The organism is Pseudomonas sp. B707 (genome assembly GCF_022496685.1).
Classification (GTDB): Bacteria; Pseudomonadota; Gammaproteobacteria; order Pseudomonadales; family Pseudomonadaceae; genus Aquipseudomonas; species Aquipseudomonas paraglycinae.
In genome coordinates, this window is sequence record NZ_WTVE01000032.1 from 21,781 (window position 1) to 42,290 (window position 20,510).

General features: G+C 60.9%; 19 protein-coding genes. 13 read left to right on the forward strand and 6 right to left on the reverse strand.

Annotated features, from left to right (window positions below):
* Position 1: 1 nt before the first annotated feature.
* Together GQX66_RS21240 and GQX66_RS21245 are read right to left on the reverse strand one after the other, a co-directional pair.
* Entirely contained in the window at positions 2–652 is a 651-nt protein-coding gene (locus GQX66_RS21240) for an HAD family hydrolase (RefSeq protein ID WP_240871164.1), read from the reverse strand.
* 28 nt (positions 653–680) lie between these two features.
* Complete coding sequence (locus GQX66_RS21245) at positions 681–1,226, reverse strand: gamma carbonic anhydrase family protein (protein ID WP_074689744.1); 546 nt, start codon at positions 1,224–1,226, stop codon at positions 681–683.
* Between the two features lie 62 nt (positions 1,227–1,288).
* On the opposite strand from GQX66_RS21245, the gene prlC reads away from it, so the two are divergent.
* The 3 genes from prlC (at position 1,289) to GQX66_RS21260 (ending at position 5,800) form a co-directional block, all read left to right on the forward strand.
* On the forward strand, positions 1,289–3,367 hold the full coding sequence (prlC, locus tag GQX66_RS21250; protein ID WP_240871173.1) for an oligopeptidase A: 2,079 nt from the start codon (positions 1,289–1,291) through the stop codon (positions 3,365–3,367).
* Positions 3,364–3,654 (forward strand): YheV family putative zinc ribbon protein, encoded by a 291-nt coding sequence (locus GQX66_RS21255; RefSeq protein ID WP_007953955.1) that lies wholly within the window; start codon positions 3,364–3,366, stop codon positions 3,652–3,654. Before prlC ends, GQX66_RS21255 begins: the two co-directional genes overlap by 4 nt.
* Before the next feature lie 112 nt (positions 3,655–3,766).
* Entirely contained in the window at positions 3,767–5,800 is a 2,034-nt protein-coding gene (locus GQX66_RS21260) for a M3 family metallopeptidase (protein WP_240871175.1), read from the forward strand.
* On the opposite strand, the gene GQX66_RS21265 is transcribed toward GQX66_RS21260, so the two are convergent.
* Positions 5,787–6,431 (reverse strand): dual specificity protein phosphatase family protein, encoded by a 645-nt coding sequence (locus GQX66_RS21265; RefSeq protein ID WP_240871177.1) that lies wholly within the window; start codon positions 6,429–6,431, stop codon positions 5,787–5,789. The genes GQX66_RS21260 and GQX66_RS21265 overlap by 14 nt on opposite strands.
* Before the next feature lie 296 nt (positions 6,432–6,727).
* Here GQX66_RS21265 and GQX66_RS21270 point away from each other — a divergent pair, with 296 nt between their 5' ends.
* Genes GQX66_RS21270 through GQX66_RS21280 form a run of 3 tightly spaced genes read left to right on the forward strand, consistent with a single transcriptional unit; the run spans position 6,728 to position 10,575 of the window.
* A complete protein-coding gene (locus tag GQX66_RS21270; RefSeq protein ID WP_240871180.1) occupies positions 6,728–7,474 on the forward strand; it encodes a gluconate 2-dehydrogenase subunit 3 family protein in 747 nt (248 codons plus the stop codon).
* A gap of 2 nt (positions 7,475–7,476) precedes the next feature.
* Positions 7,477–9,261, forward strand: a complete 1,785-nt coding sequence (locus GQX66_RS21275) for a GMC family oxidoreductase (RefSeq protein ID WP_240871182.1) — start codon at positions 7,477–7,479, stop codon at positions 9,259–9,261.
* Between the two features lie 12 nt (positions 9,262–9,273).
* Complete coding sequence (locus GQX66_RS21280) at positions 9,274–10,575, forward strand: cytochrome c (protein WP_102688244.1); 1,302 nt, start codon at positions 9,274–9,276, stop codon at positions 10,573–10,575.
* Between the two features lie 53 nt (positions 10,576–10,628).
* On the opposite strand, the gene GQX66_RS21285 is transcribed toward GQX66_RS21280, so the two are convergent.
* The gene (locus GQX66_RS21285; protein ID WP_007953977.1) at positions 10,629–10,931 is read right to left on the reverse strand and encodes a hypothetical protein; all 303 of its coding nucleotides are present in this window, start codon (positions 10,929–10,931) and stop codon (positions 10,629–10,631) included.
* A 233-nt stretch (positions 10,932–11,164) separates the two neighbouring features.
* On the opposite strand from GQX66_RS21285, the gene GQX66_RS21290 reads away from it, so the two are divergent.
* The 3 genes from GQX66_RS21290 (at position 11,165) to GQX66_RS21300 (ending at position 14,810) form a co-directional block, all read left to right on the forward strand.
* Complete coding sequence (locus tag GQX66_RS21290) at positions 11,165–12,223, forward strand: PA0069 family radical SAM protein (protein WP_240871184.1); 1,059 nt, start codon at positions 11,165–11,167, stop codon at positions 12,221–12,223.
* A 238-nt stretch (positions 12,224–12,461) separates the two neighbouring features.
* A complete protein-coding gene (locus tag GQX66_RS21295; RefSeq protein WP_039764830.1) occupies positions 12,462–13,193 on the forward strand; it encodes a carbonic anhydrase in 732 nt (243 codons plus the stop codon).
* A 90-nt stretch (positions 13,194–13,283) separates the two neighbouring features.
* A complete protein-coding gene (locus GQX66_RS21300) occupies positions 13,284–14,810 on the forward strand; it encodes a SulP family inorganic anion transporter (RefSeq protein WP_102688243.1) in 1,527 nt (508 codons plus the stop codon).
* Positions 14,811–14,861: 51 nt separating this feature from the next.
* Here the strand turns inward: GQX66_RS21300 and GQX66_RS21305 are convergent, their stop codons facing one another.
* Positions 14,862–15,494: a hypothetical protein gene (locus tag GQX66_RS21305; RefSeq protein WP_129973324.1), complete on the reverse strand. Its 633-nt coding sequence runs from the start codon at positions 15,492–15,494 to the stop codon at positions 14,862–14,864.
* Between the two features lie 369 nt (positions 15,495–15,863).
* On the opposite strand from GQX66_RS21305, the gene coxB reads away from it, so the two are divergent.
* The 4 genes from coxB (at position 15,864) to GQX66_RS21325 (ending at position 20,158) form a co-directional block, all read left to right on the forward strand.
* Positions 15,864–16,991: a cytochrome c oxidase subunit II gene (coxB, locus tag GQX66_RS21310; RefSeq protein WP_236197211.1), complete on the forward strand. Its 1,128-nt coding sequence runs from the start codon at positions 15,864–15,866 to the stop codon at positions 16,989–16,991.
* Positions 16,992–17,073: 82 nt separating this feature from the next.
* Positions 17,074–18,666, forward strand: coding sequence for a cytochrome c oxidase subunit I (gene ctaD, locus GQX66_RS21315; RefSeq protein WP_007953983.1), 1,593 nt, complete (start codon positions 17,074–17,076; stop codon positions 18,664–18,666).
* Positions 18,667–18,693: 27 nt separating this feature from the next.
* Positions 18,694–19,245 (forward strand): cytochrome c oxidase assembly protein, encoded by a 552-nt coding sequence (locus GQX66_RS21320; RefSeq protein ID WP_085606414.1) that lies wholly within the window; start codon positions 18,694–18,696, stop codon positions 19,243–19,245.
* Positions 19,246–19,270: 25 nt separating this feature from the next.
* Positions 19,271–20,158, forward strand: a complete 888-nt coding sequence (locus GQX66_RS21325; protein ID WP_240871188.1) for a cytochrome c oxidase subunit 3 — start codon at positions 19,271–19,273, stop codon at positions 20,156–20,158.
* Between the two features lie 83 nt (positions 20,159–20,241).
* On the opposite strand, the gene GQX66_RS21330 is transcribed toward GQX66_RS21325, so the two are convergent.
* Entirely contained in the window at positions 20,242–20,445 is a 204-nt protein-coding gene (locus GQX66_RS21330; RefSeq protein ID WP_085748051.1) for a twin transmembrane helix small protein, read from the reverse strand.
* Between the last annotated feature and the right edge of the window lie 65 nt (positions 20,446–20,510).

Below are 20,510 nucleotides of genomic sequence, written 5' to 3' on the forward strand. Positions count from 1 at the left end.
ATCAGCGCCGCAAAAATGCCTGATGCAACTGATCCAAAGTCTCGAAGTGATAAGCCGGCGCCTCGGCATTCAACTCTTCAAAACTGCCAAACCCATAACCAACAGCCGCCGCATCCAGCCCGTTGCTGCGAGCACCGATCAGGTCGTGCTTGCGGTCACCGATCATCAGCGTATTGGCCGGATCCAGCCCTTCCTCGGCCATCAGGTGCGCAATCAGCTCGACCTTGTTGGTACGGGTGCCGTCCAGTTCGCTGCCGTAGATCACCTTGAAGTGTCTGGCGAAATCAAAGTGCCGGGCGATTTCCCGGGCGAACACCCACGGCTTCGACGTCGCGATATACAGCTGACGGCCCTGGCCGCTCAGGGTTTCCAGCAACGGCGTGACGCCCTCGAACACCCGATTCTCGTACAGGCCGGTGACCTTGAAGCGCTCGCGATAGAAATTCACCGCCTCCCAGGCTTTCGCTTCATCAAAACCATAAAACTGCATGAACGCCTGCAACAGCGGCGGGCCGATGAAGTGTTCCAGCTTGGTCAGGTCCGGCTCATCGATGCCGAGCTTGCTCAAGGCGAACTGAATGGAACGGGTGATGCCCTCACGCGGATCGGTAAGGGTGCCATCGAGGTCGAACAGTACGGTCTGGTAATGCATGAAAAATCCCGGGCAATAGAGAGAAAAATCAGAGCTGGTCGTAGCCTTCGGCCAGATGCAGGTCCTTGAGCTTCACGTAGTTCGCCGCGCTGTAGGTGAAAAAGGCGTTTTCCTTGTCGGTCAGCGGACGGACCTGTTTCACCGGACTGCCCACGTACAGGAAACCGCTTTCCAGGCGTTTGCCCGGTGGCACGAGACTGCCGGCGCCGATGATCACATCGTCCTCGACCACCGCGCCGTCCATGACGATGCTGCCCATGCCGATAAGTACGCGGCTGCCGACCGTACAGCCATGCAGCATGACCTTGTGGGCGATGGTCACGTCATCGCCAATCAGCAGCGGAAAACCGTCCGGGTTGAACGGGCCAGCGTGAGTGATGTGCAACACACAACCATCCTGCACGCTGGTGCGCGCGCCGATGCGGATGCGGTGCATGTCGCCGCGGATCACGGTCAGCGGCCACACGGAGCTGTCTTCGCCGATTTCGACGTCGCCGATCACCACCGCGGAGCCGTCGACAAAAGCGCCTGGGCTCAAGCGTGGGGTGTGATTCTGGTACTTGCGAAGGGACACGATTAGTTCTCTCTCTGTCGCCGATAGCTGCGGTGGGTGTCGATTGTAATTAAGATGGGCGCATGTTTCTTCCAGCCAAGGTGCCAACCGTGAGCGTGAACAACCCTCTTCTGCAGTCCTACGACCTGCCGCCGTTCTCCGCGATCCGTGCCGAACACGTGCAGCCGGCCATCGAAACCATCCTGGCCGACAACCGCGCCGCCATCGCCGAAGTCCTCAAGACCCAGGGCCAGAACCCGACCTGGGCCGGGCTGGTGCTGGCGATGGACGAACTCAATGATCGCCTGGGCGCAGCCTGGAGTCCGGTCGGCCACCTCAATGCCGTGTGCAACAGCGCCGAACTGCGTGAAGCCTACGAGTCGTGCCTGCCGGCGTTGAGCGCCTATTCCACCGAAATGGGCCAGAACCGCGAACTGTTCCAGGCTTATGAAGCCCTGGCCAACAGCCCGGAAGCCGCCGGTTTCGACGTGGCGCAAAAAACCATTCTGGAACACGCCCTGCGCGATTTCCGTCTGTCGGGCATCGACCTGCCGGAAGCCGAGCAGAAGCGCTATGCCGAAGTGCAGAGCAAGCTGTCCGAGCTGGGCAGCCGCTTCTCCAACCAGTTGCTCGACGCCACTCAGGCCTGGACCAAGCACTTGACCGACGAAGCCGCCCTCGCCGGCCTGACCGATTCGGCCAAGGCGCAAATGGCCGCTGCGGCACAGGCCAAAGGCCTCGACGGCTGGCTGATCACCCTGGAATTCCCGAGCTACTACGCGGTGATGACCTACGCCCAGGACCGTGCGCTGCGTGAAGAAGTCTACGCCGCCTACTGCACCCGTGCGTCGGATCAAGGCCCGAACGCCGGCCAGAACGACAACGGCCCGGTGATGGGCGAAATCCTCGACCTGCGTCAGGAGCTGGCCAAGCTGCTCGGTTTCTCCAGCTTCTCCGAGCTGAGCCTGGCCACCAAAATGGCCGAGTCCAGCGATCAGGTGCTGAGCTTCCTGCGCGATCTGGCCAAGCGCAGCAAACCGTTTGCCGCCCAGGATCTGCAACAGCTCAAGGCTTACGCCGCCGAGCAAGGCTGCGCCGATCTGCAAAGCTGGGACAGCGGTTTCTACGGTGAAAAACTCCGTGAACAACGCTACAGCGTCGCCCAGGAAACCCTGCGCGCCTACTTCCCGATCGACAAAGTGCTCGGCGGCCTGTTCGCCATCGTTCAGCGTCTGTACGGCATCGAAATCGCCGAACTGAAAGGCTTCGACACCTGGCACCCGGACGTTCGCCTGTTCGAAATCAAGGAAAACGGCCAGCACGTCGGTCGCTTCTTCTTCGACCTCTACGCTCGCGCCAACAAGCGCGGCGGTGCCTGGATGGACGGCGCCCGCGACCGTCGCCGCACCGTCGACGGCGTGCTGCAAAGCCCGGTGGCCAACCTGGTGTGCAACTTCACCCCGGCCGACAGCGGCAAGCCTGCGCTGCTGACCCACGATGAAGTGACCACCCTGTTCCACGAATTCGGCCACGGCCTGCATCACCTGCTGACCCGCGTCGAGCATGCCGGCGTGTCCGGCATCAACGGCGTGGCGTGGGATGCGGTCGAGCTGCCGAGCCAGTTCATGGAAAACTGGTGCTGGGAGCCGGAAGGCCTCGCGCTGATTTCCGGCCACTACGAAACCGGCGAGCCGCTGCCACAGGATCTGCTGGAAAAAATGCTCGCGGCGAAGAACTTCCAGTCCGGCCTGATGATGGTGCGCCAACTGGAATTCTCGCTGTTCGACTTCGAACTGCACGCCACCCACGGTGACGGCCGCAGCGTCGCGCAGGTGCTCGAAGGCGTGCGTGACGAGGTGTCGGTGATGCGTCCGCCGGCCTACAACCGCTTCCCGAACAGCTTCGCCCACATCTTCGCCGGCGGTTACGCGGCGGGTTACTACAGCTACAAGTGGGCGGAAGTACTGTCGGCAGATGCCTTCTCGAAGTTCGAAGAGGACGGCGTGCTGAATGCCGACACCGGTCGCGCCTTCCGCGAAGCGATCCTGGCCCGCGGTGGTTCGCAGGCGCCGATGGTGCTGTTCGTCGACTTCCGTGGCCGTGAGCCGTCGATTGACGCACTCTTGCGCCACAGCGGCCTGAGTGAGGACGCGGCAGCATGAGTGAGGCACCCGTGAAGACCAAAAAACGCTTTATCGCCGGGGCGGTCTGCCCGGCGTGCAGCGAGCCGGACAAACTGATGATGTGGAGCGAGGACGATGTCCCGCACCGCGAATGTGTGGCGTGCGGCTACAGCGATACGCTGAATGCCCAAGGGCTGTCGGTGCCGAAAGAGCTGGGCACGCGGGTCAACACCAGCGCGCTCAAGCCTGCCCCGGACAAAACGGTTCAGGCGGTGCAGTTCTTCCCGAATCCGAAGTTGAAGAAAAAGCCCGACGAGCAGCACTGATCCTCAATCACCTTCCCCGATTCGTCGGTGGAAGGTGGTATTGGCTTAACACCTTTCCCCCGCACTTGCTTCGTAGGCTGGCCCTCTACGCCACGCCTCGAAGGAAGCTGCCATGCCCGACACCAATCCCCTCCTGCAACACTGGACGCTGCCACCGTGGCCAGCGATTAGCACCGAGCACCTGCTGCCGGCGGTCACCAGCATCATTGCGGACAACCAAAGAATCATCGCCCAGGTGATCGCCAGTCAGACCGAACATCCCGGCTGGGATGATCTGGTACTGAGCATCGACGAGGCCGACGCGCGCCTCGGTGAAGTCCGCTCGATTCTTGAAACGTTATCGATGGTCAGATCCGACGATGCGGTCTGGCTCGTTGAAAGCGCCAAGGCGCATCTGGCGATCAATCAGTATCGCTCCGATAAAGCCCGCAATCGCCCGTTGTACGAGGCTTACCAGCGTCTGGCGCAGAGCTCGATAGCCGGCAGTTTCGATGAGTCGCGCAACATCGCACTGTCGCGGATTCTGCGTCGTTTCAAGCAGTCGGGCATCGAGCTTCCTGCTGAACAGCAACAGGAACTGGCACGGTTGAACCGCGAGATCGGCGGGCTGGAATACGTGTTTCTGGAAAACCTCGATCGCTGGACCGAGGCGTGGAGCAAACGTGTAGACGACATTGCGTTGCTTGCGGGCCTGTCGCCGGCGATGAAGAATCGGCTGGCACTTGCCGCACGTCAGGCCGGCCATGACGGCTGGCTGATTCGGCTGGACCAGAACACCTGCCAGCACATCCTCAAGTACGCCGAGAACCGCGCCTTGCGGGAGGAGTGCTACGTTGCCTACATGACCCGCGCCTCCGATCGGGGCCCACTGGCCGGCCGCTTCGATAACGGCCCGGTGCTGAAGACGCTGCTCGCCTTGCGCCAGCAGAAAGCCCGTTTACTCGGCCACGAAAACGCCGCACTACTGAGTCTGGCCAAAAACAGCGCCGGGACAACGGCATGGGTTAGTAGTTTTCTACAGCGTCAGGCGTCGCAACTGGCACCTACCCTCGCGCAGGATGCAGCGCAACTGGCAGCCTTCGCGCAGCAACGCGGGATCGACCGGGTCCAGCCGTGGGATGAAGACTTCCTGGCCGAACAATGGCGCCAACAGCAGTTTCCCGGTGCGCTGGAAAACCTGCGTGATTACTTTCCGCTCGAGGGCACCCTGCGCAGGCTCTTTCTGTTCTGCGAACGGATGTTCGGGATCCGCATCGTCGAGCGGTCCGGTGGCGGCCACTGGCATGACGATGTGCGCCTGCTGGAAATCAGCGAGCATGAACAGGTCATCGGCTACATCTACCTCGATCCGTTTCATCGCGACAACGCGGTGGACTTCCCCGGCACCTCTACGCTACGCAACCGCCGGATCAACGCCGAAGGTCGCCCGGCGCTGCCGATTGCCCTGCTCTACAGCAATTTCACACCGGCCACCGACACCCATCCGTGCCGGCTCGAAATCGACGATCTGCGGGTGCTGTTTCATGAATTTGGCCATTGCCTCCAGCACGTGCTGACTCGCTCGCCCCATCACAGCCTGTCCGGCATCCTGCAACTGGGGCATGAAGCGGCGGAGTTTTCCGGGCAATTGTTCGAGCAGTGGTGTCTGTCGCGAGAGTTTGTGCGGTGGCTCGGCGCGCATTTTCAGACCGGCGAACGCTTGAGCGCCGTACGGGTCGACGCGGCACTGTCAGCTGCTCAGGCCCACTCCAGCCGGCAGCAGGCCTTGTTGCTGATGGGGGCGATGATTGATTTCGAGCTGCACCTGAGCCACGGCGATGGGCGCTCGGTCGAGGAGGTCTGCACCGACGTGCAGCGCAGCCTGAGTCCTCTGCAACTGCCGGGCGATCACCGGTTTGCCAATGGATTCGATTACATGGTGACCCAGTACGACGCTTCGGTTTACGCCTACGTCTGGTCGGGCGTGCTGGCTCAGGAAGCGTACAAGCGCTTCAACCGGGACTGGGTGTTCAACACGCAAACCGGCCGTGAGTTTCGTGCAACGTTCTTTGCGCCGGGTGCCGGGCGTCCGTTGCTGGACGCAGTGGAAGCGTTCATCGGCCGGCCGGTCGCCGGCCTCGTTGACGGAGGGGTTACTTCAGATTGACCGTCTGAAACCAGCTCTTCATCGAGCACGTGGCAAACGCGCTGGTGCTGCAATCGCCATTGGCCAGCGCGGTGCGCAATTTATCCACATCGGCCTGCATCACGTAGCGCACGCTGTCCCGGAAGTGCCCACTCTCCCCAAACCCGCCCTGGGTCATTTCGTTCAGGGCGTCTTCCTTGCTCCAGCCCTGCACGACGATCCGGTACATCGCCGCCATCAGGCCGGTGCGATCGGAGCCGTGCTTGCAGTGCATCAGCACCGGGCCGTCGGCTTCGGCGGACTGGATGGCACGCAGGGTCTTGAGCACATCGCTGTCGTCCACGTGATTGGTGCGATAGGGCAATTGCACCTGATGGATACCGGGGGCTTTCAGCCAGTTGGAATCCGCTTCCGGCAGGAAGTTGATGACCGTGGCCACCTTCAGGTTGTTCAGCAACGGCACCGCGCCGTCATCGGGGAGCGCACTGCGGTACAGCGTGGGCGACATCTGGAACAGGTTGTATTGCACTTCTACCGGTTGCGCCCACTCGACGGGACGGGAAACCGGAGTTTCCGCGGCCTGAGCGGGAATCCAGCTAAACAGCGCAAGCAGCGACAAATAGAGTACGGAGGAAAAACGCGTCAGGAACATGCTTTACGGCGACCGTGTGGGTTTCGTCAGTGAAGGCCACAGCTTGCGAGCCTCGCAGTCAAATCCCTGTGAGGCGCTTGTAAAAGAATCGTGAAGACACCGGTTCCCTTGGTCGAAAAGCGGTCTTTTTTGGCTGAATCGGTTCATCCGGTTGCTTAGCCTGCTACCATTTGTCACATCATGTTGCAGACGCGTCCCCTTTCTCCCGGTCATTCCGGCCACGTCGCAGCCAGAAAATTCTTGAGCCGTTCGCAGAAACGGCTGACAACCATCAATGCCTGATGAGGTGCATCCCCATGTCAGATGAAGATCGAGACAACCCGCGGCGTGAGTTTTTGCGCAAATCCCTGACCCTGATTCCGGTCGTGACTCTGGCCGGCAGCGGTCTCGGCAGCACGGTGCTGCAAGCAGCGCCCGAAAGCGCGCCTGCCCCCGCCCCGGCAAAATCGGTCGCGGTTGAAGCCAGCACTTATCAGCCAAGCTACTTCACCGCCGAAGAGTGGGCGTTCATCAATGCCGCCGTCGCGCAGTTGATCCCCAACGATGCGCAAGGCCCAGGTGCACTCGAAGCTGGCGTGCCGGAATACATCGACCGTCAGATGAACACCCCGTACGCCGCCGGTGCTCTTTGGTACATGCAGGGCCCGTTCAATGCCGACGCCGCGCCAGAGATGGGCTGGCAGAGCAAACTGGTGCCAAAAGAGATCTATCGCCTCGGCATTGCCGCCACGGATCAGTGGGCAAAATCCATCAACGGTAAAACATTTGCCGAGCAAGACAGCGCTACCCGAGACGATCTGCTCAAGCAGCTTGAAGCCGGAAAACCGCAATTCGACGCGGTTCCGGCGAAGATTTTCTTCAGTCTGCTGCTGCAAAACACCAAGGAAGGGTTCTTCTGCGACCCGATCCACGGCGGCAATAAAGGCATGGTCGGCTGGACCATGATCGGCTTCCCCGGCGCCCGCGCCGATTTCATGGATTGGGTGGAACGCAACGAGCAGTACCCCTTCCCGGCAGTTTCGATTCGCGGCGAGAGGGCGTGAGCATGGCAACGGTAATGAAGAAGGTCGACGCAGTGATCGTCGGTTTCGGCTGGACAGGCGCGATCATGGCCAAGGAGCTGACCGAAGCCGGACTCAACGTGCTGGCGCTGGAACGCGGACCGATGCAGGACACCTACCCGGACGGCAACTATCCCCAGGTGATCGACGAACTCACCTACAGCGTGCGGAAAAAACTCTTCCAGGACGTTTCCAAGGAAACCGTCACCATCCGTCACAGCGTCAACGACATCGCCCTGCCGAACCGCCAACTGGGCGCGTTCCTGCCGGGCAATGGCGTGGGCGGCGCCGGTTTGCACTGGTCGGGCGTGCACTTTCGGGTCGACCCGATCGAGTTGCGCATGCGCAGCCACTACGAAGAGCGCTACGGCAAAAGCTTCATCCCCAAGGACATGACCATCCAGGACTTCGGCGTCAGCTATGAAGAGCTGGAACCGTTCTTCGATTTCGCCGAAAAAGTCTTCGGCACCTCCGGCCAGGCCTGGACCGTGAATGGCCAACTGGTCGGTCAGGGCAAGGGCGGCAACCCGTACGCACCGGATCGCTCGAACCCGTTCCCGCTGGAAGCGCAGAAAAACACGGTTTCCGCACAGCTGTTCGGCAAAGCGGCTACCGAAGTCGGTTACAAACCCTACAACCTGCCTTCCGCCAATACGTCGGGGCCGTACACCAATCCCTACGGCGCGCAGATGGGCCCGTGCAACTTCTGCGGTTTCTGCAGCGGTTACGTTTGCTACATGTATTCCAAAGCGTCGCCGAACGTGAACATTCTGCCGGCGCTGAAGCCGCTGCCGAATTTCGAACTGCGGCCGAACGCCCACGTTCTGCGGGTCAACCTCGACAGCACCAAAACCAAAGCCACCGGCGTCACCTACATCGACGGCCAGGGTCGCGAGATCGAACAACCGGCGGATCTGGTGATCCTCGGCGCGTTCCAGTTGCACAACGTACGCCTGATGCTGCTTTCCGGCATCGGCAAACCCTACGACCCGGTCAGCGGTGAAGGCGTGGTCGGGCGCAACTTCGCCTACCAGAACATGGCCACCATCAAGGCGTTCTTCGACAAGGACACCCACACCAACAACTTCATCGGTGCCGGCGGCAACGGTGTGGCGGTGGATGACTTCAACGCCGACAACTTCGATCACGGGCCGCATGGCTTCGTCGGTGGCTCGCCGATGTGGGTCAACCAGGCCGGCAGCCGACCGATCGCCGGCACCTCCAACCCGCCGGGCACCCCGGCCTGGGGCAGTGCGTGGAAACGCGCGACCGCCGATTACTACACCCATCAGGTGTCGATGGACGCCCACGGCGCGCATCAGTCCTACCGTGGCAACTACCTCGATCTGGACCCGGTGTACCGCGATGCCTACGGCATGCCGCTGCTGCGGATGACGTTCGACTGGCAGGAAAACGACATCAAGATGAACCGCTTCATGGTCGAGAAAATGGGCAAGATCGCCGAGGCCATGGGCCCGAAAGCCATCGCAGTGATCGGCAAGAAAGTCGGCGACCACTTCAACACCGCGTCGTACCAGACCACCCACCTCAACGGTGGCGCGATCATGGGCACCGATCCGAAGACCAGCGCGCTGAACCGCTACCTGCAGAGCTGGGACGTGCACAACGTATTCGTCCCGGGCGCCTCGGCATTCCCGCAAGGCCTGGGCTACAACCCGACCGGCCTGGTTGCCGCGCTGACCTACTGGTCGGCGAAAGCGATCCGCGAGCAATACCTGAAAAACCCCGGCCCGCTGGTTCAGGCTTAAGGAGCGATGACCATGAAGACTCTCGTTATCGCGACCCTCGCGCTGCTCGGCAGCACGGCCGTTCATGGCGCCGAAGTTGATCAATCCTTGATCAAGCAAGGCGAATACCTCGCCCGTGCCGGCGACTGCGTGGCCTGCCACACGGCCAAGGATGGCAAGCCGTTCGCCGGTGGCCTGCCGATGGAAACCCCGATCGGCACGATCTACTCGACCAACATCACCCCGGATAAAACCGGCGTCGGTGACTACAGCTTCGAGGATTTCGACCAGGCCGTGCGCCATGGCGTGGCCAAAAACGGCAGTACCTTGTACCCGGCGATGCCGTACCCGTCCTACGCCCGTGTCAGCGAAACCGACATGCAGGCGCTTTACGCCTACTTCATGCACGGCGTGGAACCGGTGGCGCAAGAGAACAAGGCCAGCGACATCCCGTGGCCACTGAGCATGCGCTGGCCGCTGATGGGCTGGCGCTGGCTGTTCGCACCGAAGGTCGAGGATTACAAAGCCGCGTCGGACGATGCCGTCGTCAGCCGTGGGGCGTATCTGGTGGAAGGCCTCGGACATTGCGGCGCCTGCCATACGCCACGGGCCCTGACCATGCAGGAAAAATCCCTGAGCGCGGCCGAAGGCAGCAGTTTTCTGTCAGGCAGTGCGCCGCTGGAAGGCTGGATCGCCAAGAGCCTGCGCGGCGACCACAAGGACGGTCTCGGCAGCTGGAGCGAAGAACAACTGGTGCAGTTCCTCAAAACCGGTCGCAGCGACCGCAGCGCGGTGTTCGGTGGCATGAGCGACGTGGTCACCCACAGCATGCAGTACATGACCGACGCCGACCTGACCGCGATTGCCCGCTACCTGAAATCGCTGCCGGCCAATGATCCTGCCGACCAGCCGCACCAGTACGACGAGAAAGCCGCCAAGGCACTCTGGAACGGTGATGACAGTCAACGTGGCGCGTCTGTGTACATCGACAACTGCGCGGCGTGCCACCGCACGGACGGCCACGGCTACACCCGGGTGTTCCCGGCGCTGGCAGGCAATCCGGTGCTGCAATCGGACGACCCGACCTCGCTTATCCACATTGTGCTCAAGGGCGGCACCTTGCCTGCGACGCACGCAGCGCCATCGACCTTCACCATGCCGGGTTTCGCCTGGCGTCTGTCGGATCAGGAAGTGGCGGATGTCGTGAGCTTTATTCGTGGAAGTTGGGGTAACAAGGGCTCCACCGTCACCGCAAAAGATGTTGCCAAGTTACGTACCGACGATATGACTACAACATCAGCCGGTGATCTTGGACAAGTAACAAACCACAACTAAACGCAGTAACCCCTGCATGATCAGTCATGCAGGGGTTATTTATTTAATGGCTGTTACGGATTGGTAATACTGGCATAGGCTTTGGCCAGAGCAACCAGTTTGGCTCGATCCTGCTCACCGATTTCACCGTCACGATCCACATCGTGCTCCAGACGGCCGATGCTGAAGGTATGGCCGCCATCCCGGGAGGTCGCGGTGACAAAAATCGGATCAACCAGCATTTCGGTCTGCACGCCAGCCTCGGCATCCCAGCCCAGTTCCTTACGCGCCAGTTGCATGGAAACCAGTGTATTGGGTTCCGATGGACCGGGCTGCATCAGTTGCAGAAAAATACCGCGCGAATTAAAAAACGACATCATCAAATCCTTTTGTCTTTTATATAGTCAAGTGGTGTGAAGCGAAGTGGATACTACGAACTTGAACAGTAAACGAACAGCCAACTTATGTTTCTTCAATTTGCACAACTACAACTTTAGCTCTAGACAAACTTGCAACTAACCGCTCGATTTATTGATCGACGGCTGAACGGTAGTGGATCATCCGCCACCTTGCGGATACTGTATGCATGTACAGATAAAGGAAATCCGTGATGACCAGCCCATTGCCTCCGCGCGGTCGCGGCACCGCGACCAACCCGCACAACCGCTTCGCGCCGAGTCGTTCGGTGGCCGAGGATGACGGCTGGTTTCAGGAAGTGCCTTTGACCCAGGGCACCGAAGTCAGCTTCGAAACCGCGAAGACCATCATCACCCGCAACACCTCGCCGGACCTGCCCTTCGACCGCTCGATCAATCCCTATCGCGGCTGCGAGCACGGCTGCATTTATTGCTATGCACGACCCAGCCACGCCTATTGGGACATGTCGCCGGGGCTGGATTTCGAAACCAAACTGATCGCCAAAACCAACGCCGCCCAGGTGCTGGAAGAACAGCTGGGGAAAAAAGGCTATCAATGCGCGCCGATCAACCTCGGCTCCAATACCGATCCCTATCAGCCGATCGAACGCGAACACCGGATCACACGCCAGACCCTCGAAGTGCTGCTGCGCTACCGGCATCCGGTGACCATCGTCACCAAGGGCTCGCTGATCCTGCGCGACCTCGACCTGCTCACCGAACTGGCGCAACAACGGCTGGTGGCGGTGATGATCAGCCTGACCACCCTGGACGACGAACTTAAACGCATTCTCGAGCCCCGCGCCGCCGCGCCCAAGGCCCGGTTGCGGGCAATCCGGGTGATGCGCGAGGCGGGGATTCCGGTCGGTGTGCTGTGTTCGCCGATGATTCCGATGATCAACGACAGAGAAATCGAAAGCCTGCTGACCGAAGCCCACGCCGCCGGTGCCCAGAGCGCGGCCTACATGATGCTGCGCCTGCCGCTGGAGGTGGCGCCGCTGTTCGAGGAATGGCTTGAGGCACACTACCCGCAACGTGCGGCGCATGTGCTAAGCCTGATCCGCCAGAGCCGTGGCGGTGAGCTTTACGACAGCCGTTTCGGTGCCCGGATGCGCGGCGAGGGGCCGTTCGCCGACCTGCTCGCCCAGCGCTTCGCCAAAGCGCTGAAACGCCTGGGCCTCAATCACCGCGAAGGCTTCAACCTCGATTGCACGGCCTTCTGTCCACCGGGTCGCCAGATGGCGCTGATTTAGGGTCAATTGGCCTGTGGTTGAGAGGAAGGGATGCTGGGCCCGGTTTACGCCGGTCACGTTTTTTGTGACCTGGAACACACGTTCTAGAGCGCTTGATTCAGTTTGAGTTAAGTTTCGGCGGTTACCTTGTTCATCGAGTGACTGACGGGTCGGGATGACCCGGATGTTCTAAACAGCCACTGGCTTCACACCGGAATACACGGGAACGACTCCCCGAATCCGCCAATGAGGATGAATCATGAGTGACAAGGATAAACAGCCGTTGGCTGCGTCGGCGCAAGCCGCCCCTGTGGCGGAATCCGCCGATGCAGCGTTGAATCGTATCGTTGACGGCTTTTTGCATTTTCATCATGAGGTCTTTCCGCAGCAGGAAGAACTCTTCAAGAAACTCGCCACGGCCCAGTCGCCACGGGCCATGTTCATCACCTGCGCCGATTCGCGCATCGTGCCCGAACTGATCACCCAGAGTTCGCCCGGCGATCTGTTCGTGACGCGGAACGTCGGCAACGTGGTGCCACCCTACGGCCAGATGAACGGCGGCGTTTCCACCGCCATCGAATATGCGGTTCTGGCACTTGGCGTGCAGCACATCATCATCTGCGGCCACTCCGACTGCGGCGCCATGCGCGCGGTGCTCAACCCGGACAGCCTGGAAAAGATGCCGACGGTCAAAGCCTGGCTGCGCCACGCCGAAGTCGCGAAAACCATGGTGCATGACAACTGCAACTGCGCCGACGAAAAAGAAAGCATGCCGATCCTCACCGAGGAAAACGTCATCGCCCAACTGCAGCACTTGCGTACCCATCCTTCGGTAGCCTCGCGCATGGCGAACGGTCATCTGTTCATCCATGGCTGGGTCTACAACATCGAAACCAGCGAAATCAAAGCTTACGACGCGGATCAGGGATGCTTCCTGCCGCTCGACGGCAGCCATCCGATCCCGGTGGCGACGCCCAAAGCGCGCTTCTAAATCCTCCTAAAAATCCGTGTGGTTTGACGCCGGCCGCTGTTTCAGCGGCCAGGCCTTGCCACGCCTGAAGAAAACTTCGGGAGTATCGCCATGCGTGCGGCTCAATTGAAAGCTGTGTTGCCACGGGAGCTGCTCGCTTCAGTGGTTGTGTTTCTGGTCGCGTTGCCGCTGTGCATGGGCATTGCCATTGCGTCAGGGCTGCCGCCGGCCAAAGGCCTGATCACCGGGATCATCGGCGGTCTGGTGGTGGGCTGGCTGGCGGGGTCGCCGTTGCAGGTCAGCGGGCCGGCGGCGGGTCTGGCGGTGCTGGTGTTCGAGCTGGTGCGCCAGCACGGCATCGAAATGCTCGGGCCGATCCTGCTGCTCGCCGGTTTTCTGCAACTGGTGGCCGGACGGCTGAAGCTCGGTTGCTGGTTTCGGGTCACGGCGCCAGCGGTGGTGTACGGCATGCTCGCGGGGATTGGCGTGCTGATTGTGCTGTCGCAAGTGCATGTGATGCTCGATGCGTCACCGAAACCCTCCGGCCTCGACAACCTCACGGCATTCCCCGGCGCAGTGGCGCAGGCCTTGCCGTCCTTAGGCTGGCAGGCCGGGTTGCTCGGGCTGTCGACCATAGCCGTGATGTGGTTGTGGGAGAAATTCCGCCCGCATTCGCTGCGCTTTATTCCGGGCGCGCTGCTCGGGGTCGGGCTGGCGACAGGCGCCAGCCTGCTGTTGGCGTTGCAAGTGAAACGGGTTGAAGTGCCAGAGAATCTCGCCGAAGCCATCGACTGGCTGAAACCGGCGGATCTGCTCAGTCTCGCCGATCCAACGCTGCTGATCGCCGCATTCGCCGTCGCCTTCATCGCCAGCGCCGAAACCCTGCTGTCCGCCGCTGCGGTGGATCGCATGCACAGCGGCCCGCGTTCGGATTTCGACCGGGAGCTGTCCGCGCAAGGCGTCGGCAACATGCTTTGCGGTCTGGTCGGCGCGCTGCCGATGACGGGGGTGATCGTGCGCAGTTCGGCCAACGTCCAGGCCGGCGCCACCACACGCTACTCGACGATTTTCCATGGCCTGTGGCTGCTGGCGTTCGTGCTGTTGCTGTCGAGCGTGTTGCAGAGCATTCCGGTGGCGAGTCTGGCGGGCGTTCTGGTCTACACCGGCTTCAAACTGGTGGACCTCAAGGCATTCCGTGGTCTGGCCCGATATGGCCGGATGCCAATGTTCACCTACGCCGCCACAGCACTGGCGATCATCTTCACCGACCTGTTGACCGGCGTGCTGATCGGTTTCGGTCTGACCCTGGTGAAACTGGCGTTCAAGGCCTCACGCCTGAAAATCAGCCTGATCGATCTGCCGCAGGACGGGGAAATGGAGTTGCGCCTGGTGGGCGCCGCGACGTTCCTCAAGGTGCCGGCGCTGACTCAGGTACTGGGCAGCATTCCGCCGGGCACAACGGTGCATGTGCCGCTCAATAACCTGAGCTACATCGACCATTCGTGTCTGGAACTGCTCGAAGAGTGGGGCCGGGCGAATGCGGCCAAGGGGGCGAAGCTGTTGATCGAGTCGCGCGGGTTGAAACGGCGGCTCGAAGGGCGGATCCGCACCACCACCGGGATCGGAGCGGCGGGCTGAAAACATTTGGGGGAACAGAGCAATCTGTTCCCCCAATCGTTTGCGCCGGGATCAAGCCGCAGGCTGATCCAGCTCCAGGCCCACGCCCAGACGGCGGCTCATGCACGGCCAGCGTTTCCACGCCGCACCGGTGTCCGGGCTGCTGAGTTTCTCGCGGTAGGCTTCCACCGACTCCAGCGCAAAGCTGTCGTCGTCGAGCATGCTGTCCACCGCGTGATGCACCACTTCGTCGAGTTGGTTGGCAAACTCCTCACCGATCAACTGGTGAGCAATCAGATTGGCGACCGTCATGTCCAAGGGGATCAGTGGCTGGCCGAAATGCTTGATGTACAGGTCGTTGACCTCTTCGACAAAACGGTGCGCCAGATAGGCTTCGTCCAGCAGACTGTCCAGGCCCACGGGTGGCTGGAGGAAGTACTGCTCGGCGATTTTCAGCACCGGTTTGATCTGCGACTCGATTCCCGCTTCCCTGGCGACTTCATTGGCTGCATCCAGCAGGTCTGGCACTTCGTCGATGTAGGCGGCGACAAAACGCGTCAGCACGCCGTTGGCGTCGGTTTCCGGCAACTGGATGGCCGGGTGCAGGTGTTGCAGTTGGGCTTCCAGCTGACGGGTCAGCTTTCCGGTTTCAATCTCGTGTTGTCGGGCTATGTGGATCTGCTCGCGCAATGCGGCGGTGTTCATGAAAACTCCAGGAAACAAGGCAATGAAATAGGGAAGACATAACTTAGCTGGCTTACGAAAAATGCTAAGACGCATTTGTCATAATTATTTCATCCTTGATGCAACGGCGTTATATCGGTTTGCCACCACTCGTCTGCATCCTTCTCCATTCGTGCCCTGGAACGCAAGTGCCAGCTGTTTCATACGATTTACGTCCGCACATTGCATTTCTCGGTGGCTGTCTATACTCGCCATTGAATGGAGTTAGCTGATGACGCCCGACTGCCCACGCAGCAAGGCCCGGCGATTCAAGTTCGTAGTCTGATGCAGCCGCTCCCTTGCCTCTGGTGAAAGCCGGCGGGATAACAAGAACGATAAGGGGAACCCGCAATGATGCGACATCCACACGTCTGGATGGGCCTCCTGTTGTGGTCGATTTTCAGCCCGGCGCACGCTGCCTGGACTGTGAATATGGCGCCTGGAGCGACTGAAATCAGTCACGCAGTATTCGACCTGCACATGACCATTTTCTGGATCTGTGTGGTGATCGGGATCATCGTCTTCGGCGCCATGTTCTGGTCGATGATGGTGCACCGCCGTTCTACCGGGCAGGTCGCCGCAAAATTCCACGAAAGCACCACCGTCGAAATTCTCTGGACCGTCGTCCCGCTGCTGATCCTGGTGGCGATGGCCGTTCCGGCGACCGCGACCCTGATCAAGATGTACGACACCAGTGAGCCGGATATCGATATCCAGATCACCGGTTATCAGTGGAAGTGGCACTACAAATACCTGGGCCAGGACGTCGAGTTCTTCAGCAACCTGGCCACGCCCGCCGAGCAGATCCACAACAAGGAAGCCAAGGGCGAGCATTACCTGCTCGAGGTCGACAAGCCACTGGTGCTGCCGACCGGCGCCAAGGTGCGCTTCCTCGTGACCTCCGCCGACGTGATCCACTCCTGGTGGGTGCCGGCCTTCGCGGTCAAGCGCGATGCGATCCCCGGGTTCGTCAACGAAGCCTGGACCCGCATCGACAAGCCCGGCCTCTACCGTGGTCAGTGCGCCGAGCTGTGCGGCAAGGACCACGGCTTCATGCCGATCGTGGTCGACGTCAAGGAGAAGGCCGACTACGAAAAATGGCTCGCCGAGCGCAAGGCCGAAGCGTTGCAGCTCAAGGAACTGACCAGCAAGGAATGGACCCTCGACGAGCTCAAGGAACGTGGCGACAAGATCTACCACACCACCTGCGTCGCCTGTCACCAGGCCGAAGGCCAGGGCCTGCCGCCGATGTTCCCGGCCCTCAAGGGCTCGAAAATCGCCACCGGCCCGAAAGAAGGCCACTTGAGCATTGTCTTCCACGGCAAGCCCGGCACCGCCATGGCGGCGTTCGGCAAGCAGCTGTCGGAAGTCGATATCGCAGCGGTCGTGACCTACGAACGTAACGCCTGGGGCAACAACAAGGGCGACATGGTCACGCCAAAAGAAGTGCTGGAGCTGAAACAGGCGGAAAGCAAATGAGCCGGTCTATTGCGTACTTCGTGAACCGGTCGGGGCAATGCGCTCCGACCTGCCCAGTCCACTCACTTGAAGGAGACCGGCCATGAGCGCTGTCATCGATGACCACGGTCATGCCGACCACGACCACGCCCACGGCCCCGCCAAAGGCCTGATGCGCTGGGTACTGACCACCAACCACAAGGACATCGGCACGCTGTACCTGTGGTTTGCGTTCTGCATGTTCCTGCTCGGCGGCTCGTTCGCCATGGTGATCCGCGCCGAGCTGTTCCAGCCCGGCCTGCAGATCGTGGAGCCTGCGTTCTTCAACCAGATGACCACCATGCATGGTCTGGTGATGGTGTTCGGTGCGGTGATGCCGGCGTTCGTCGGCCTCGCCAACTGGATGATCCCGTTGATGGTCGGCGCACCGGACATGGCCCTGCCGCGGATGAACAACTTCAGCTTCTGGCTGCTGCCGGCGGCGTTCCTGCTGCTGGTCTCGACCCTGTTCACCCCCGGTGGCGGGCCGAACTTCGGCTGGACGTTCTACGCACCGCTGTCCACCACCTATGCCCCGGAAAGCGTGACGTTCTTCATCTTCGCCATCCACCTGATGGGGATCAGTTCGATCATGGGCGCGATCAACGTGATCGCCACCATCCTCAACCTGCGCGCCCCCGGCATGACCCTGATGAAAATGCCGCTGTTCGTCTGGACCTGGCTGATCACCGCGTTCCTGCTGATCGCGGTGATGCCGGTGCTGGCCGGGTGCGTGACGATGATGCTGATGGACATCCACTTCGGCACCAGCTTCTTCAGTGCCGCCGGTGGCGGTGACCCGGTGCTGTTCCAGCATGTGTTCTGGTTCTTCGGCCACCCCGAGGTGTACATCATGATCCTGCCGGCCTTCGGTGCCGTCAGCCAGATCATCCCGACCTTCTCGCGCAAGCCGCTGTTCGGCTACACCTCGATGGTCTACGCCACGGCGAGCATCGCGTTCCTGTCGTTCATCGTCTGGGCGCACCACATGTTCGTGGTGGGCATCCCGCTGGTGGGCGAGTTGTTCTTCATGTACGCGACGATGCTGATCGCGGTGCCGACCGGGGTGAAGGTATTCAACTGGGCCAGCACCATGTGGCAAGGCTCAATGACCTTCGAGACGCCGATGCTGTTTGCCGTGGCGTTCGTGATCCTGTTCTCGATCGGCGGTTTCTCCGGACTGATGCTGGCCATCGCCCCGGCGGACTTCCAGTACCAGGACACCTACTTCGTGGTGGCGCACTTCCACTACGTGCTGGTGCCGGGGGCGATCTTCGGGATCTTCGCGTCGGCCTATTACTGGCTGCCGAAATGGACCGGCCACATGTACGACGAAACCCTGGGCAAGCTGCACTTCTGGCTGTCCTTCGTCGGCATGAACCTGACGTTCTTCCCGATGCACTTCGTGGGACTGGCGGGCATGCCCCGGCGGATTCCGGACTACAACCTGCAGTTCGCCGACTTCAACATGGTCTCGTCGATCGGCGCGTTCATGTTCGGCGCCACGCAGATCTTCTTCCTGTTCATCGTGATCAAGACCATCCGTGGCGGCGAGCCGGCTCCGGCCAAACCGTGGGATGGCGCCGAAGGTCTGGAATGGAGCGTGCCGTCACCGGCGCCGTATCACACCTTCACCACGCCGCCGGAAGTGAAATGAACCCTGTAGCCGTTGAGGGCCGCCACCATGGCTGACTCGATTTCGATGAAGAAGCTGGTCACCCGACTGCTCGGCGTGGTGGTGGCGATGTTCGTCTTCGGCTTTGCCCTGGTGCCGATCTACGACGTGATGTGCAAGGCGTTCGGTATCAACGGCAAGACCGCCGGGCAGTACGAGGGCGAGCAGACCGTCGATGCTACGCGGCAGGTGCGGGTGCAATTTCTGTCGACCAACACCGCCGACATGCCATGGGATTTCTATCCCAAGCATGACGAGCTGACGGCCAACCCCGGCGCGGTGAACGAGATGATCTTCATCGCCCGCAACCCCACCGACAAACCGATGAGCGCTCAAGCCGTACCGAGCATCGCGCCGAGCAATGCGGCGGCGTATTTCCACAAGACCGAATGCTTTTGTTTTACCCAGCAGGTGCTGCAGCCCGGTCAGCAGATCGAGATGCCGGTGCGTTTCATCGTTGACCGCGACATGCCCAAGGACGTGAAGCACCTGACGCTGTCCTACACGCTGTTCGATATCACCGCCCGACATCCTCCGGTGGCTGCAAACACTGGCGGTTAAGCGTGCCCGATAAGGAGAACAATAAATGGCAACTCATGAGCACTATTACGTCCCGGCCCAGAGCAAGTGGCCGATCGTCGCCACGGTGGGGATGTTCGTCACCGTGTACGGTTTGGCGACCTGGTTCAACGATCTGAAGGCAGCGCGTCCGGAATCCCACGGCCCGCTGATCTTTTTCGTCGGCGGCCTGTTGCTGGCGTACATGCTGTTCGGCTGGTTCGGCACAGTGATCAAGGAAAGCCGCGCGGGGTTGTACAGCCCGCAGCTGGACCGCTCGTTCCGCTGGGGCATGAGCTGGTTCATCTTCTCCGAGGTGATGTTCTTCATCGCCTTCTTCGGCGCGCTGTTCTACGTGCGACACATCTCCGGCCCGGCGCTGGGCGGCGAAGGCACCAAAGGCATCGCCCACATGCTCTGGCCGAATTTCGAGTTCACCTGGCCGCTGTTGCACACGCCGGATCCGAAACTGTTCCCGCCGCCCAAGGAAGTCATCAGCCCCTGGGGCCTGCCGCTGATCAACACCATCCTGCTGGTGAGTTCCAGCGTGACCATCACCATCGCCCACCACGCGCTGAAGAAAGGTCATCGCGGCGCGCTGAAACTGTGGCTGGCGATCACCGTGCTGCTGGGTTGCGCGTTCCTCGGCTTCCAGGCCGAAGAATACATCCACGCCTACCACGAACTGGGGCTGACCCTCGGCTCGGGCATCTACGGCGCGACGTTCTTCATGCTCACCGGTTTCCACGGCGCCCACGTGACCATCGGCACGATCATTCTGTTCGTGATGCTGCTGCGCATCATGAAGGGCCACTTCGACAACGAACATCAGTTCGGTTTTGAAGCGGCGAGCTGGTATTGGCACTTCGTCGATGTGGTGTGGATCGGCTTGTTCATCTTCGTTTATGTGCTTTAACAGCAGCTGCGAGCCGCGAGCTGCGAGCTTCAAGTCAAAACGGTAAGGCTTGTAGCTTGTAGCTTGTAGCTTGGCGCTTGCAGCTACCACGGCACGTGGGACACCAGTTGGCCGCTGTAGAAACCCCAGGCAATCAAGCCGACGGTGCAAGCGGCCAACGCCACCCGAACACTCAAGGCGATCACCAGCCGATTCGAGCTGCTGTCGTCCTTGACCAGGAAAAACAGGCCGCTGAACAGGCTGACCACCGTGGCAATCAGCATCAGGACGATGGCTGCTTTGAGCATGGGAAGAACTCCGGGGGAACAAGCGATGCAGTTGAGTATAGCGATCGCGTTCACTGATTTTCTGG

What these genes read in the sequence shown, in the direction of transcription:
- GQX66_RS21265 (WP_240871177.1), bottom strand. Translation starts at nt 6,431, where the DNA reads ATGTTCCTGACGCGTTTTTCCTCCGTACTCTATTTGTCGCTGCTTGCG.
- GQX66_RS21270 (WP_240871180.1), top strand. Translation starts at nt 6,728, where the DNA reads ATGTCAGATGAAGATCGAGACAACCCGCGGCGTGAGTTTTTGCGCAAA.
- GQX66_RS21290 (WP_240871184.1), top strand. Translation starts at nt 11,165, where the DNA reads ATGACCAGCCCATTGCCTCCGCGCGGTCGCGGCACCGCGACCAACCCG.
- GQX66_RS21300 (WP_102688243.1), top strand. Translation starts at nt 13,284, where the DNA reads ATGCGTGCGGCTCAATTGAAAGCTGTGTTGCCACGGGAGCTGCTCGCT.
- prlC (WP_240871173.1), top strand. Translation starts at nt 1,289, where the DNA reads ATGTTTCTTCCAGCCAAGGTGCCAACCGTGAGCGTGAACAACCCTCTT.
- coxB (WP_236197211.1), top strand. Translation starts at nt 15,864, where the DNA reads ATGATGCGACATCCACACGTCTGGATGGGCCTCCTGTTGTGGTCGATT.
- GQX66_RS21285 (WP_007953977.1), bottom strand. Translation starts at nt 10,931, where the DNA reads ATGTCGTTTTTTAATTCGCGCGGTATTTTTCTGCAACTGATGCAGCCC.
- GQX66_RS21260 (WP_240871175.1), top strand. Translation starts at nt 3,767, where the DNA reads ATGCCCGACACCAATCCCCTCCTGCAACACTGGACGCTGCCACCGTGG.
- GQX66_RS21240 (WP_240871164.1), bottom strand. Translation starts at nt 652, where the DNA reads ATGCATTACCAGACCGTACTGTTCGACCTCGATGGCACCCTTACCGAT.
- GQX66_RS21305 (WP_129973324.1), bottom strand. Translation starts at nt 15,494, where the DNA reads ATGAACACCGCCGCATTGCGCGAGCAGATCCACATAGCCCGACAACAC.
- GQX66_RS21255 (WP_007953955.1), top strand. Translation starts at nt 3,364, where the DNA reads ATGAGTGAGGCACCCGTGAAGACCAAAAAACGCTTTATCGCCGGGGCG.
- GQX66_RS21275 (WP_240871182.1), top strand. Translation starts at nt 7,477, where the DNA reads ATGGCAACGGTAATGAAGAAGGTCGACGCAGTGATCGTCGGTTTCGGC.
- ctaD (WP_007953983.1), top strand. Translation starts at nt 17,074, where the DNA reads ATGAGCGCTGTCATCGATGACCACGGTCATGCCGACCACGACCACGCC.
- GQX66_RS21320 (WP_085606414.1), top strand. Translation starts at nt 18,694, where the DNA reads ATGGCTGACTCGATTTCGATGAAGAAGCTGGTCACCCGACTGCTCGGC.
- GQX66_RS21325 (WP_240871188.1), top strand. Translation starts at nt 19,271, where the DNA reads ATGGCAACTCATGAGCACTATTACGTCCCGGCCCAGAGCAAGTGGCCG.
- GQX66_RS21330 (WP_085748051.1), bottom strand. Translation starts at nt 20,445, where the DNA reads ATGCTCAAAGCAGCCATCGTCCTGATGCTGATTGCCACGGTGGTCAGC.
- GQX66_RS21280 (WP_102688244.1), top strand. Translation starts at nt 9,274, where the DNA reads ATGAAGACTCTCGTTATCGCGACCCTCGCGCTGCTCGGCAGCACGGCC.
- GQX66_RS21295 (WP_039764830.1), top strand. Translation starts at nt 12,462, where the DNA reads ATGAGTGACAAGGATAAACAGCCGTTGGCTGCGTCGGCGCAAGCCGCC.